The 12,900-nt window shown below is 33.2% G+C and carries 11 protein-coding genes; 5 read left to right on the top strand and 6 right to left on the bottom strand.

The window, feature by feature from the left end:
- Nucleotides 1-76 precede the first annotated feature (76 nt).
- From FJOH_RS12600 to FJOH_RS12590, 3 genes are read right to left on the bottom strand one after another with little or no spacing between them, the layout of a single operon-like run.
- Nucleotides 77-1,360 (bottom strand): glycosyltransferase family 4 protein, encoded by a 1,284-nt coding sequence (locus FJOH_RS12600; protein WP_012024491.1) that lies wholly within the window; start codon nt 1,358-1,360, stop codon nt 77-79.
- Nucleotides 1,361-1,399: 39 nt separating this feature from the next.
- On the bottom strand, nt 1,400-3,838 hold the full coding sequence (locus FJOH_RS12595) for a YfhO family protein (protein WP_012024490.1): 2,439 nt from the start codon (nt 3,836-3,838) through the stop codon (nt 1,400-1,402).
- A 51-nt stretch (nt 3,839-3,889) separates the two neighbouring features.
- Nucleotides 3,890-4,177, bottom strand: coding sequence for a DUF4834 family protein (locus FJOH_RS12590; RefSeq protein WP_044048302.1), 288 nt, complete (start codon nt 4,175-4,177; stop codon nt 3,890-3,892).
- Between the two features lie 124 nt (nt 4,178-4,301).
- On the opposite strand from FJOH_RS12590, the gene FJOH_RS12585 reads away from it, so the two are divergent.
- Both FJOH_RS12585 and FJOH_RS12580 read left to right on the top strand, forming a co-directional pair.
- On the top strand, nt 4,302-5,270 hold the full coding sequence (locus tag FJOH_RS12585; protein ID WP_012024488.1) for a transporter: 969 nt from the start codon (nt 4,302-4,304) through the stop codon (nt 5,268-5,270).
- 45 nt (nt 5,271-5,315) lie between these two features.
- On the top strand, nt 5,316-6,434 hold the full coding sequence (locus FJOH_RS12580) for a hypothetical protein (RefSeq protein ID WP_012024487.1): 1,119 nt from the start codon (nt 5,316-5,318) through the stop codon (nt 6,432-6,434).
- Between the two features lie 107 nt (nt 6,435-6,541).
- Here FJOH_RS12580 and FJOH_RS12575 read toward each other — a convergent pair whose 3' ends face one another.
- Entirely contained in the window at nt 6,542-7,024 is a 483-nt protein-coding gene (locus FJOH_RS12575; protein WP_012024486.1) for a hypothetical protein, read from the bottom strand.
- 117 nt (nt 7,025-7,141) lie between these two features.
- Nucleotides 7,142-8,401 carry an aminotransferase class I/II-fold pyridoxal phosphate-dependent enzyme gene (locus FJOH_RS12570; RefSeq protein ID WP_012024485.1) on the bottom strand — a complete coding sequence of 420 codons (1,260 nt, stop codon included), beginning with the start codon at nt 8,399-8,401 and terminating at the stop codon, nt 7,142-7,144.
- A gap of 263 nt (nt 8,402-8,664) precedes the next feature.
- Between FJOH_RS12570 and nirK the strand changes: the two genes are divergently transcribed.
- Genes nirK through FJOH_RS12555 form a run of 3 tightly spaced genes read left to right on the top strand, consistent with a single transcriptional unit; the run spans nt 8,665 to nt 11,513 of the window.
- Nucleotides 8,665-10,104 (top strand): copper-containing nitrite reductase, encoded by a 1,440-nt coding sequence (gene nirK / locus FJOH_RS12565; RefSeq protein WP_012024484.1) that lies wholly within the window; start codon nt 8,665-8,667, stop codon nt 10,102-10,104.
- 15 nt (nt 10,105-10,119) lie between these two features.
- Entirely contained in the window at nt 10,120-10,896 is a 777-nt protein-coding gene (locus FJOH_RS12560; protein ID WP_012024483.1) for a formylglycine-generating enzyme family protein, read from the top strand.
- A gap of 17 nt (nt 10,897-10,913) precedes the next feature.
- A complete protein-coding gene (locus FJOH_RS12555; protein ID WP_012024482.1) occupies nt 10,914-11,513 on the top strand; it encodes an SCO family protein in 600 nt (199 codons plus the stop codon).
- Between the two features lie 93 nt (nt 11,514-11,606).
- On the opposite strand, the gene FJOH_RS12550 is transcribed toward FJOH_RS12555, so the two are convergent.
- Nucleotides 11,607-12,830: a hypothetical protein gene (locus FJOH_RS12550; RefSeq protein ID WP_073099563.1), complete on the bottom strand. Its 1,224-nt coding sequence runs from the start codon at nt 12,828-12,830 to the stop codon at nt 11,607-11,609.
- Nucleotides 12,831-12,900 lie beyond the last annotated feature (70 nt).

Raw genomic sequence — 12,900 nt, 5'->3', positions numbered from 1 at the left:
TTTTGATTGCAGAGTTTAGATTGTAGAGTTAAGATTTTTGATTTTCTGCTCTCTTTTTATTTTTGAAATTGTTGTTTTAATTTATCAATTGTACTAATTGCTTTGTCAGGTTTTTTCGTGAATACTGCTGTAAACCAACACCATTAGCTTGTAACTTTCCTTCCAAAAATTGATTATAAAAGTCCAAAATTACACTTTTTAACTTCGCTTTTTCTGAATAATCAAAAAATACTCCTGTATTTGTTTCTTTTATAATATCGGCAAAATCAGAACCATTTGGTCCAATCGCAATTATTGGGCGGTTTGAGACCATATATTCAAACAATTTACCCGGAATAATGCTTTTGGTATCTTCTGAATTAATTTCGATTAAAAGCAGAACCTGAGATTTTTTTTGATGTGCAATCGCTTCATTGTGCGAAACATATCCTAAAAGGTTCAAATAGTCATTTAATTTAAATTCGTTTATAGAATCTAAAATTTCCTGACTTACGGCTCCAATTAGTTTAATTTCTAAATGAGATTTAAAATCTTGGATTTCCTGAAGTAGTTCAACTAGACATTCCCATAAGAATTTAGGATTTCGGTCTGATAAAAATGAACCAATATGCGCAAGAGTGAATTTTTCGTCTAAAGGCTGTTTTTCAACCTTTTCAATATCGTATCCGTTTGTAATTACAGAAATCGGCTTATTAGTAATCGCTTCAAATTCTGTTTTTGTTGTTTTACTCGTTACAATAATAGTATCAGCAGAATTCAGAACTTTGTGTTCTAAATTTTTATGTTTTTTAGCTGCATAGCCAGATAAACGAAGTGCTTTATGATAGCCAATAGTTGTCCACGGATCGCGGAAATCGGCAAACCATTTTACATTTAGTTTTTCTTTTAATTCTAAACCTATCAAATGCAGACTATGCGGCGGTCCAGAAGTTACAATAGTATCAATATTGTTTTCTTTGATATATTTCTCAAGGTAAGCAACAGAAGGTTTTACCCAAAAAACGCGTGCATCCGGAATGAATAAATTACCACGCACCCAAAGAAAAGTTTTATCTAAAAAAGTCTGCTTTTTTTTATGCGGAAAAATTCCGGAACTGATTTTCTTAGTCTTATTTTTTGAAAACACAGAAGCCAGCTGGTAGGGCTCCCAAATTTTATTTTTTAGAACAATTGCTTTATCTGATATTTCGCTTACTAAACCTTCATCAACAATTGGATATGTTGGATTTTCTGGAACATAAACAATAGGCTGAACACCAAAATCCGGCAGATATTTTACAAATTTCAACCAGCGTTGTACTCCCGGTCCGCCAGCTGGAGGAAAGTAATACGTAATAATTAAAAGCTTTTTTTGTTCCAATGAAAATCGATTATTATTTAAAGTGCAAACTGATGCTAATTACTTAGCTTGTTCGCTAAACTTCTTTCTTTCAAAATATATTCCTCCAATTAAAAGCACAAACATTCCAATAGAACTAACCAGGTTAATTGTACCTCCTGTTTTAATAACATTTGGCTCAAACTTAAATTCAATTGTATGTTTTCCACCCGGAATTTCCATAGCTCTTAAAACATAATCAACAGGGAAATGATCCGTTAATTGTCCGTCAATGTAAGCGTTCCAGCCGTTTTTATAATAGATTTCAGAGAAAACAGCCAATCCGTCTTTTCCATTATCAGATTGGTATTTAATGTAGTTTGGTTTGTATTGAACTAGTTTTATTGTTCCGGTTGTATCCCATTGCTTTTTCATACGGGCATTTCTAAACTTGCCTTCATGCTCATGAACATTGAAAACAGCCACCTTTTTAGTATCAAGATGATCTAAAGTTTTCATAACTTCATCAGCTTTATTAACCAGCTTAATTGAGCTTACAAACCATGCATTTCCATTTGCATCGGGATTGATTGTTGGAATTTCTTTTCCTTCTTTATCGGTTTGAATCACATACTTAACATTTAACATATTAAGTACTTCCAGATTGTTTTTAGCAATTTGATAATCGAATAACTGCTGCATTCTTCTTGGTTTTGCTGCATGATAACCTCCAATAGAATGGTGAAAAAAGGAAGCTCTTGCGCTTGACATATTACCGTTTACTTCAAAAACTCTATAATGTGTTGTATCTTCTAAAATTTTTGCATCAGCAGGTGTTTCCTGAAACGGAGCCGCAATTTGAACCGGGCTCACAAAATCTTTCGCAGAAACATATTTTTTGTCAACAAAAAACAAATCAAAAATCATTAAAAGAGCTACAATTACCAAAGTAGTTGTTTGCGAGAACTTATTTTTAATAAACAGCCATAAAGCTCCAAAAGTCACGACTATAAAAAATCCTGAACGAAGTAAATCAGCTAGGTATAAAGATTTTCTGTCTTCTTTTAATGCATCTACAAATGCTGCTCCATAACTTTGAAGGAAATAATTATCATTGCTTCCTGTAAAGTGGAAAAAGCCTTTTGCAAAAACTAAAATCAAAATAACTCCTATACCAAAAACTCCTGTTTGTATAAGAGCTTTTTGCTGTAATTTAGGCTCTTCTTTTGCTTTAAAAAACGATTGAATTCCCATTACTGCTAATACTGGAAAACACAATTCTAAAATAACCTGAATAGATGATACTGCTCTAAACTTATCATACATTGGCACATAATCAATGAAGAAATCAGTCAAAAGCGAGAAATTTTTTCCCCAAGAAAGCACTAATGAAAACAATGCTCCTGAAAGAAATACGTATTTTATTTTTCTTTCATCAATAAATAATGCCAATACTGCCAGGAAAAAAACAACTATACCAATGTAAGCAGGTGCAGCAACTATTGGCTGATCTCCCCAGTATGTCGGCATTCCTGATACAAAATCTTCTGCCTGACTTGCCGGTACTCCCTGCTCCATCATAAAAGAGTACATACTGCTGTCAGTTCCTATATTTTCGTGGTTAGAACCTCCAAAAAGTCTTGGAGCAATAAGGTTAAAACTTTCAGCTATTCCGTAACTATACTCAGTAATATACTCACGGCTTAAAGCATTTTCATTTGTCTTTTTTGTTCCATCTGGATTAAAAGTCAATTCACTATTGCTTCGTGTACTAAATTTAGCATACTCGCTAGTTGCCATTAAATTGGCTGCATTGGCACCAATAGCAAAAATTCCGGCAACAGCCAAAGTTCCAATTGCAATTAAAAGCGGTTTATATTCTTTATCTTTTATAAAATTGAAGGTAAAATAACCTGATAATATCAATAAGAAAATCAATAAATAATAGGTCATTTGAAAGTGGTTGGCGTTAACTTCTAACGCAACGGCAAACATGGTAAGCAGACCTCCCCAAATGTATTTTTTCTGAAAAACGAGTATAAATCCGGCAATAACCAATGGCATATACGCAATAGCATGTGCCTTAGCATTGTGCCCAACTCCAAGAATAATAATTAAATAAGTAGAAAATCCAAACGCAATAGCGCCAATAAAAGCTTTTAACGGATCTGTTTTTAAAACCAATAACAAACCATAAAAACCTAAGAAATATAGAAATAAATAATCTGCAGGACGCGGCAGAAAACGAAGCATATCATCTATTTTACCCACAAAATCGTTTGGATAATTAGCCCCTAACTGGTAAGTCGGCATTCCTCCAAAAGCAGAGTTTGTCCAGTATGGTTCAGCGTGTTCTGCTGCTCTAAAATCATTTTGCTCTTTGGCCATTCCGGTGTATTGAGCTATATCTGACTGGAAGATTTGTTTTCCCTGCAGAACCGGATAAAAATAAATTAATGAAACGAGAATAAAGCCCAGTACTACAAGGGCATGCGGATAGAATTTATTTACTATTTTCAATTTTGGGCTGGTTTGGTTAAATGATGAATCCTTATTTGTCAGGATGCAAACTTAATCTATTTCTTCGTAATCAACATAATCCCCCACTTTTTTGGTCTCGCGCGGCTTTTTAGCATTAGCGGTATTGATGATTATTTCGTCATTGTTGTTATTGCGGGTTTGCTGCCATGAATTATCCTGGCTGTATTGCTGTTGTCTTTGGAAGTTTTCTCCTGCCTTTTCAACTGCTTTTTTTACCAATACAGGCAAAAAGATTCGAGCCAAAAATTTAAAAATATAATAAAACGCAATAATCCACATTATCGTTTTAAACAAATTTGTAAAAGATGCTTCTTGCATGATCATATAATTTTTTTCCAAAATTAGTAAATCCGTTGTTTAAAATTAAAATATCAATCTTAAATAAATAATAAAATATAGTACATTTGAATTGCGTTATTATTTTTCTAATCCCCAAATAATTATGTTGAAAATTAAAAAATTACTTTTTACCGCACTTTTTTTTACTCCGCAAATTTTCTTTGCACAATACACAGACGTCATTAATTCAAACCGTCCCGGCGAAAGTATGTCTGCTTATTCAGTTGGAAAATCAGTTATTCAAGGTGAAATAGGTGTTTATGGCATTAAAGAAAAACACAATTTACTAGATTATGACGCCTCTGGTTTTGGTACAGATTTAAGCATTAGATATGGTGCTTTTCTGGAACAGCTGGAATTTGTTCTGGATGTTCAATATCAAATGGAAAACTTTGACACACCTTATACCAGCTACAAAAAAAACAATTTCAGACAAACGCTTTTAGGAGCAAAATATCTTATTTACGATCCGTACAAAAACTACAAAAGAGAAGCTAATATTTACAGCTACAAAGCCAATCGTAATTTTCAATGGCGCGAATTGATCCCGGCGGTTTCTGTTTTTGCTGGAGCTAACTTTGTTGGAGCTGATAATCCGTATTATTTTTCTCCTGATGGTGCCATTTCTCCAAAAGTTTCGTTAATTACACAAAACTTATTAGGAGGCGGATCATGGGTTTTTGTAACAAACATTTTTGCTGATTATATAAGTACAGATTACCCAAGTTATGGTTATATCTTAACTTTAACGCACGGATTTAATGACAGATGGTCTGGTTTTGTTGAAAACCAAGGATTTAAAAGTGATTTTTACAGTGACGCAATTATTCGCGGCGGTGCAGCTTTTCTTTTATCATCAAACATGCAGGTTGATACTTCAATAAGCACCAATTTCAAGAACACTCCTTCTGTTTTGTATGGCGGAGTTGGATTCTCTTGGCGTTATGACGGATGGTATAAAGAGAAAGTTATTGAATACAAAAACAAAGAAAGAGCCAAAAAGAACATCGATAATAAAAAACCTATCGATTATCAGGAAAAAGAAAGAAAACGTAAAGCTAAGTACGAATAAAATAAACAATCAAATACCTCTGTAAAAAGAGCAAATACCAACTTAATGATTACAATTAAAGAAGCCAAAACCAAAAAGGAATTAACTGAGTATATCAAATTTCCGTTTTCACTTTACAAAGACAATCCATATTGGGTTCCTCCTATTATTGCTGATGAATTAGAATCATTTGATAAAACTAAAAATCCTGCTTTTGATAACGCCGAAGCTTATTTTTACCTTGCTTACAAAGACAATCAAATTGTTGGAAGAATAACAGCAATTATTAATTGGGCAGAAGTAAACAATCAGCACAAGCGAAAAGTTCGTTTTGGATGGTTTGATGTTATTGATGATATTGAAGTAACAAAAGCACTTCTTGACAAAGTATTTGAATTAGGAAGAAAACACAATCTGGAACATGCAGAAGGTCCAATGGGATTTTCGAATCTGGATAAAGTGGGAGTTCTTACAGAAGGATATGATCAGGTTGGAACTATGATTACGTGGTACAACCACCCATATTATGTAACACATTTAGAACAACTAGGATTTGCAGTAGAAAAACAATACATCGAAAGCATATTTCCTTTTTCGAATGTTAAACCTGAATTTTTCCAAAAAGCCCAGGAATTAATTAAAAAACGTTACGGACTAAAAGCGCTTAATTTTACAAAAACTAAAGACATTATGCCTCATGTAGACAAAATGTTTGATTTGTTTAATGAATCTTATGAAAAACTGGCTTCGTTTGTAGCGATTTCTGATGTTCAAAAAGAATATTTTAAAAAGAAATATATCAGTTTTATCAATCCGGAATATATAAAATTTGTAGTTGATAAAGATGATAATTTAGTAGCTTTCAGTATCGTAATGCCAAGTTTTACAGAAGCATTGCAAAAAATAAGAGGTAAATTATTTCCTTTTGGTTTTTTAAAGCTGCTAAAAGCAAAAAAACACAGTAAAGACGTAGTTTTTTATTTAATTGGAATTCGTCCGGAATATCAAAATAAAGGTGTTACAGCCATTATTTTTGATGAGTATTATAAAACTTTTTCTGAAAAAGGAATTCAAAATTGCATTAGAACTCCTGAACTTTTGGAGAATAATGCTATTCACTTACTTTGGAAAAACTTTGACCCAACGATTCATTGCCAGAGAAAGACTTATTTGAAGAATCTTTAAAAAAGTTTTCTGTTCAACTTACGTGAACACTAAACACTTTGTTATAATATAAAAAAAATCCATTCGCCCCCAAAACGAATGGATTTTTCACTTTATAAACACTTCATTTATTCTACTTTACAATCTACTTTAGTAAGTGTATTTTTTGGATCAAATTTCAATTTTGTTTTATCTTTAAAAGTCACTTTGTCATTTGCAGATACTACATCTCCATATCCTTCAATAAAGGTATTTTCTCTTTTTAAAAAAGCAACCTCTCTTACTGATGAAACCCCTTCAGAATTAAAAGTATAATCAGCAATTAAAGTATCACCTTTCATATTACCAATCAGAGTTCCTTCATTTTTATCTTTTCCTACTATATCAACTTTTAATTTTCCATTTACTTCCTGATGAGAGTTTACATTAAAACTCATCTCCATAATGCTTCCGTTTGATCTCCATTCATAACATTGATCTCCGGCTGGTTCTACAATTTCGGCCTTTTTTGGCGGGCTTGGAGTAATTTGTATTGGCTCTGTTTCGGTTGCTTTTTTACAAGAAATAAGAACCGTAAAAACAAGGGCCGTTAGTGTTAGTACTTTTTTCATAATGCTGTTTTTATTTTGTGATTATGAAATAAAGTTACCTCAAATAAAAAAAATCCATTCGCATAACGAATGGATTTTTTTACATAATTCCCATGTGAGAATTTATTTTTAAATCAATTACGAAACGTCTACTGTTGTACGTTCTGCAATTTCTTTATACGTTCCGTTTACCAGTTTCTCACGAATTGCTTCAAAAGCTGCTAATGTTTCTTTGATATCTTCTAATGTATGAGAAGCTGTTGGAATCATTCTTAACAAAATAATTCCTTTTGGAATAACAGGATATACAACAATAGAAAGGAAAATACCGTAATTTTCTCTTAAATCGTTAACCATTACCATTGCTTCTGGAATACTTCCTTCTAAATAAACTGGTGTAATACAAGTATTTGTATCTCCAATATTAAATCCTCTTTCTTTAAGACCGCTTTGTAAAGCATTTACGTTTTCCCAAAGTTTGTCTTTAATTGCAGAAGACTGGCGTAATAACTCTAAACGTTTCAAAGAACCAATTGTTTGAATCATTGGTAATGCTTTTGCAAACATCTGAGAACGTAAGTTATATTTTAAGTAATCAATAACTGTTTTATCTGCTGCTACGAAAGCACCAATATTAGCCATAGATTTTGCAAAAGTAGAGAAATAAACATCAATATCTGCCTGAACTCCCTGCTCCTCACCTGCTCCTGCACCTGTTTTACCAAGTGTACCAAAACCGTGTGCATCATCAACTAATAAACGGAAATTGTATTTTTGCTTTAACGCAACAATTTCTTTTAATTTTCCCTGCTGTCCGCGCATTCCAAAAACACCTTCGGTAATAAATAAAATACCTCCACCTGTTTCTTCAGCCATTTTAGTAGCACGCTGCAGGTTTTTTTCCATACTTTCAAGATCATTGTGTTTGTAAGTAAAACGTTTACCCATGTGCAAACGAACACCATCAATAATACAAGCATGTGAATCTACATCATAAACAATGATATCATTTTTTGTAACCAAAGCATCAATAATAGAAACCATTCCCTGGTAACCAAAATTCAATAAATAAGCTGATTCTTTCATTACAAAAGAAGCCAGTTCATTTTCTAATTGCTCATGATAAGTAGTGTGTCCAGACATCATACGAGCACCCATTGGGTAAGCTGCACCAAACTGAGCTGCTGCATCTGTATCAGCCTTACGAACTTCTGGATGATTAGCTAAACCTAAATAATCATTTAAACTCCAGTTTAGGATATTTTTTCCATGAAATTGCATTCTAGGACCCAACTCTCCTTCTAACTTTGGGAAAACGTAATAACCTTCTGCCTGAGAAGCCCATTTTCCTAAAGGTCCCTTATTGTCCTGAATTCTTTCGAATAAATCTTTTACCATAATATAGTGTAGTAATTTTTTTAACTTAATCAGCGAGCAAAAATAATCATTATTATTCTAAAATTCAGACAGTCATTTATTTTTATTAAAAAATAATCAACATACATTTTTTAACAAGATTTAACTCTGGCTTTTTCAGTTTTTATAATTAGCAAATTAATTTTTTCTTTCTCTTCAAAGTATGACTTTTATCATAATAAAAGACAAATTAGTCTTTTATTTTTGATAAAAATTTTAAACCTGAAAAATAAAAACTAAGTCTTATGAAAAAGAATAACTGCATTTTAATAAAATTATTGGTTTATTCTCTTTTTGTCGTCCTGTTTTTAGGAAGCTGTAAAAAGGAAGAATCAAAAAACTATGCTGATATCATGACCGAAGGAGAAATGGAAGCAGAACTTACCTCTCCGCCTCATGTGCCAAAACCAGTAGGTAACAGGACAGCCGTGAAACTAAAACTAAACATGGAAATCAAAGAACAGGAAGGTACAATGACCGATGGCGTAAAATATACCTATTGGACATTTGGAGGTTCTGTACCGGGAAGTTTTATCAGAACTCGTGTGGGTGACGAAGTAGAATTTCATCTAAAAAATCACCCAGACAATAAACTGCCTCATAATATTGATTTACACGCCGTAACAGGTCCAGGTGGCGGAGCAACCTCATCATTAGTCGCTCCGGGGCATGAAAAAGTATTCAGCTTTAAAGTAATTAACCCAGGGCTCTATGTTTATCATTGCGCTACTGCGCCTGTTGGAATGCATATTGCAAACGGTATGTATGGTTTGATTTTGGTTGAGCCGGAAGGCGGACTTCCTCCGGTTGATAAGGAATACTATGTTATGCAGGGAGATTTTTATACTCAGGGCGAATATGGAGAAAAAGGTTTACAGCCTTTTGATATGAACAAAGCTGTAAAAGAAACTCCGGATTATGTAGTTTTTAACGGAAAAGTGGGTTCTTTAACAAATGGCGGTGAATTGACAGCAAAAGTGGGCGAAACTGTACGTTTGTTTGTTGGAAACGGCGGACCAAATTTGGTTTCTTCTTTCCACGTAATTGGTGAAATCTTCGACAGTGTTCATATAGAAGGCGGAAGCACTATCAATAAAAATGTTCAAACTACTTTAATTCCTGCCGGCGGTGCAGCAATTGTAGATTTTAAAGTAGAAACTCCGGGAACTTTTATTTTGGTTGACCACTCTATTTTCAGAGCATTTAATAAAGGGGCGCTGGGAATGCTGAAAGTTGAAGGAAAAGAAAACAAAAACATCTACTCTGGAACAATTCAGGAAGGTATTTATCTGCCGGAAGGAGGAACAATTCAAAAAATGCCGGGAGGTTCAACTGCAAAAACCGTTGTTCCGAAACGTACAGTTGAAGAGAAAATTAAAATTGGAAAAGAAATATTTGGTACAACCTGCTTTGCCTGTCATCAATCTGAAGGGCAGGGAATTCCAAGTACTTTCCCTCCTCTTGCCAAATCAGATTACTTAAATGCCGATTCTAAACGCGCTATTACAACAATATTACATGGTTTAACTGGCGAAGTAACTGTAAACGGAAAAAAATACAACAACGTAATGCCCGCTCAAAATTTATCTGATGATGAAATAGCAAACGTTCTAACTTATATCTACAACAGCTGGGGCAATAATAAAACAGAGATTACTCCAGAAATGGTAAAAGCATTAAGATAACAGCAATTCTTTAGCATGAAAATACACTTTTTCATTATTACCTTTTTTTTGATGCTCTCAGGGTTTTCAAGGGCTCAGGAAAATGGAATGGTTCCGGTAAAGGAGGGCACGTTTGTCCCTCTTTACGGAGCCTCTTCCAAAAAGCCTGTACTTGTAAAATCTTTTTATATGGATGTTTACCCAGTTACAAATGCAGAATTTTTAAATTTTATTAAAAAAAATCAGCAGTACAGTAAATCAAAAATAAAAGGAATTTTTGCAGACAAAAGTTATCTGTCGTATTGGAAAAGCGATTTTGATTTTGGAAATGCTGACTCTAAATCGCCTGTAACTAGTGTTTCATGGTTTGCTGCAAAAAAATACTGTGAATGTCAGGGAAAGCGGTTACCTACAATGGATGAATGGGAATACGCGGCTATGGCCGATGAAAAAAAAGTAGATGCCAGAACCAAAAAAGAGTTTAACGAATATATTTTATCCTGGTATGAAAAGTCCAAAACCTATGAAAATAAAATTGGGCAGACTTTTAAAAATTATTGGGGTATTTATGATATGCACGGTTTAGTCTGGGAATGGACATCTGACTTTAACAGCATTTTTTTATCGGGAGAATCAAGAAAAGACAAAAGCAGTGATAAGAATTTATTCTGCGGAAGCGCTTCTGTAAATGCCACCGATTTAATGGATTATGCAGCTTTTATGCGATATGCTTTTAGAGGAAGTCTTAAGGCCCAATATTCAACCCGAAATCTTGGTTTTAGATGTGCATCCAGCACAAAACCAAAACTCTAATTTTAATTTATTATGAAATGAAAAAAATAATAATTGCTCTTTTTATCTTCTCATTTTCTTTGCAAAGCTGCAAAGAAGGTGATAAAAAAGATATTCCCGCAGAAAAAAGTAAAGAAATCAGCGATTTGTCAATTTACAACCTGCCGTCAAAATGGACTACTCAGGACAATAAAGAGATAGAACTAAAAAGTCTTAAAGGAAATGTTTTGGTAATGGTTATGATTTATACAAGCTGTAAAGCTGCCTGCCCAAGATTAGTTGCTGATATGCGAGATATTGAATCGAAACTCGACAAGAAAACAAAAAAGAATGTAAAACTGATTTTGGTAAGCATAGATCCAAAAACCGATACTCCAAAAAGACTGAAATCTTTTGCAATCGAAAATAAAATGAATCAGGAACCCTGGCTTTTCCTTCGTTCATCTGAAGAAAATACACGAGAATTTGCTGCTGTTTTGGCTGTTAATTACAAACAAATATCTCCGGTAGATTTTTCGCACTCAAATATTATAAGTGTATTTAATGAGGCTGGAGAATTAGTGTTTCAGCAGGAAGGTTTAGGCGTAAACAATGAAAAAACAATTGAAGCAATAAATAGGGAAGCACAAAAAATATAAAGATTACACATTTTGATTTAGGAGGAAAACAAGAGGAGATTTTTTAGGAATGGATCGACTCTTGTTTTTTGTTTTTTTTAACTCTGTTCAGTTTTAAGCTCCAGAGGAACATATTCTAAATTTATTACTGGATACCATCATTAAAATTAATCCAAATACCAAAAGCACACTAAAAACAAAAATACTTTCATAATATCCTGCAAGCATTGCTTTACCAAAATAAAGAAGCGCACCCTGAAGAAAAAGCAAAATTTCGGTTGCTAAATAACCTATTATAAAAGCTTTTACTCCTATTTTTAATACTCTTGAATCAGCAGAAAGCATTTTATTCTGCAATAATATTCCAAATAAAAATCCGGTTATAATTCCCAAAGTTGTTAAATGAATAAATCCAATTACAAAATTTCGGATTTGATGCGAAACTTCGGATAAATTGGGAGAAATCGTCAATAACTGAATTCCTACTTTGAGAAACAACGAAAATAAAGCCAAACCATAAACTGTTTTAGTCATTTTATCCAAAGAATTTTTAAAATGATGAATTTGCGGCTGCAGCATTTTATAGAAATAAACAAAAGCCAGCAGTTGAACCAAAACTCCCAGAACATTAATGTAATTCAATATATTATTTTCTACAAACCATCGCATTGGAAAAGAAACCGTTAAAAGCGTTGAAATAATAATTAAAAGATAAAATTTTCTAAAATTTACCTCATCTATTTTATTTTGAAATTGTTTTAAAAACAACGCTAAAATTGCCAGTATAAACCAGCCGTTAAACTGAAAATGAAGAAAAAACTGAATCGCAATTTGATAAAAAGCACTTTGCTTTCCAAGTGTACTTACAGCCGGGCCTAAACACCAAACTCCAAAAGTCGACAAAATCATAAACAAAACAGAAGTCCGTAAAAGTCTTTGCTGCGGTGTTTTTTCTTTAGCAGTATCTTTCCAAACCAATCTGCAAAAAACATAACTCAGCAAAATATGCAGAGTCGAAAAAACAATAGAAAACAAGGCATAACCCTGAATAGGAAAAGCAATCATCATTCCGATAACCGAAAATTGTGTCAGCCAGAATAAACGATTATAAATTCGATTTTGTCTTTTCTCCTTCGGAATAAAAAAGCAGACAATTAGAACGTAAATCATCATATATACCCAGCCCAGCATTGCAGCATGAGAATGTGCGTGAAGCAGAAAACTGTAGTTTATAAAATCTAAAGGAAAAAGATACACCAGCCGCATTACTAATCCGAATACACAAGCAATCAGAAAATTAAAAAAACAGCAGATTATCCAGGCTTTTTGAGAATTCATACATGAATAAATTTTATTTAAACACATAGAAACATAGATTTTGCAAGCGTTTAAAAGGCGTTTCACTTGC

It is taken from the genome of Flavobacterium johnsoniae UW101 (assembly GCF_000016645.1).
Classification (GTDB): Bacteria; Bacteroidota; Bacteroidia; order Flavobacteriales; family Flavobacteriaceae; genus Flavobacterium; species Flavobacterium johnsoniae.
This window is presented reverse-complemented; position numbering and strand designations above follow the sequence as displayed.

Excerpts from the sequence above, each read along its gene's own strand:
- FJOH_RS12590 (WP_044048302.1), bottom strand. The coding sequence starts at position 4,177 with ATGCAAGAAGCATCTTTTACAAATTTGTTTAAAACGATAATGTGGATT.
- FJOH_RS12585 (WP_012024488.1), top strand. The coding sequence starts at position 4,302 with ATGTTGAAAATTAAAAAATTACTTTTTACCGCACTTTTTTTTACTCCG.
- FJOH_RS12580 (WP_012024487.1), top strand. The coding sequence starts at position 5,316 with ATGATTACAATTAAAGAAGCCAAAACCAAAAAGGAATTAACTGAGTAT.
- FJOH_RS12575 (WP_012024486.1), bottom strand. The coding sequence starts at position 7,024 with ATGAAAAAAGTACTAACACTAACGGCCCTTGTTTTTACGGTTCTTATT.
- FJOH_RS12570 (WP_012024485.1), bottom strand. The coding sequence starts at position 8,401 with ATGGTAAAAGATTTATTCGAAAGAATTCAGGACAATAAGGGACCTTTA.
- nirK (WP_012024484.1), top strand. The coding sequence starts at position 8,665 with ATGAAAAAGAATAACTGCATTTTAATAAAATTATTGGTTTATTCTCTT.
- FJOH_RS12560 (WP_012024483.1), top strand. The coding sequence starts at position 10,120 with ATGAAAATACACTTTTTCATTATTACCTTTTTTTTGATGCTCTCAGGG.
- FJOH_RS12555 (WP_012024482.1), top strand. The coding sequence starts at position 10,914 with ATGAAAAAAATAATAATTGCTCTTTTTATCTTCTCATTTTCTTTGCAA.
- FJOH_RS12550 (WP_073099563.1), bottom strand. The coding sequence starts at position 12,830 with ATGAATTCTCAAAAAGCCTGGATAATCTGCTGTTTTTTTAATTTTCTG.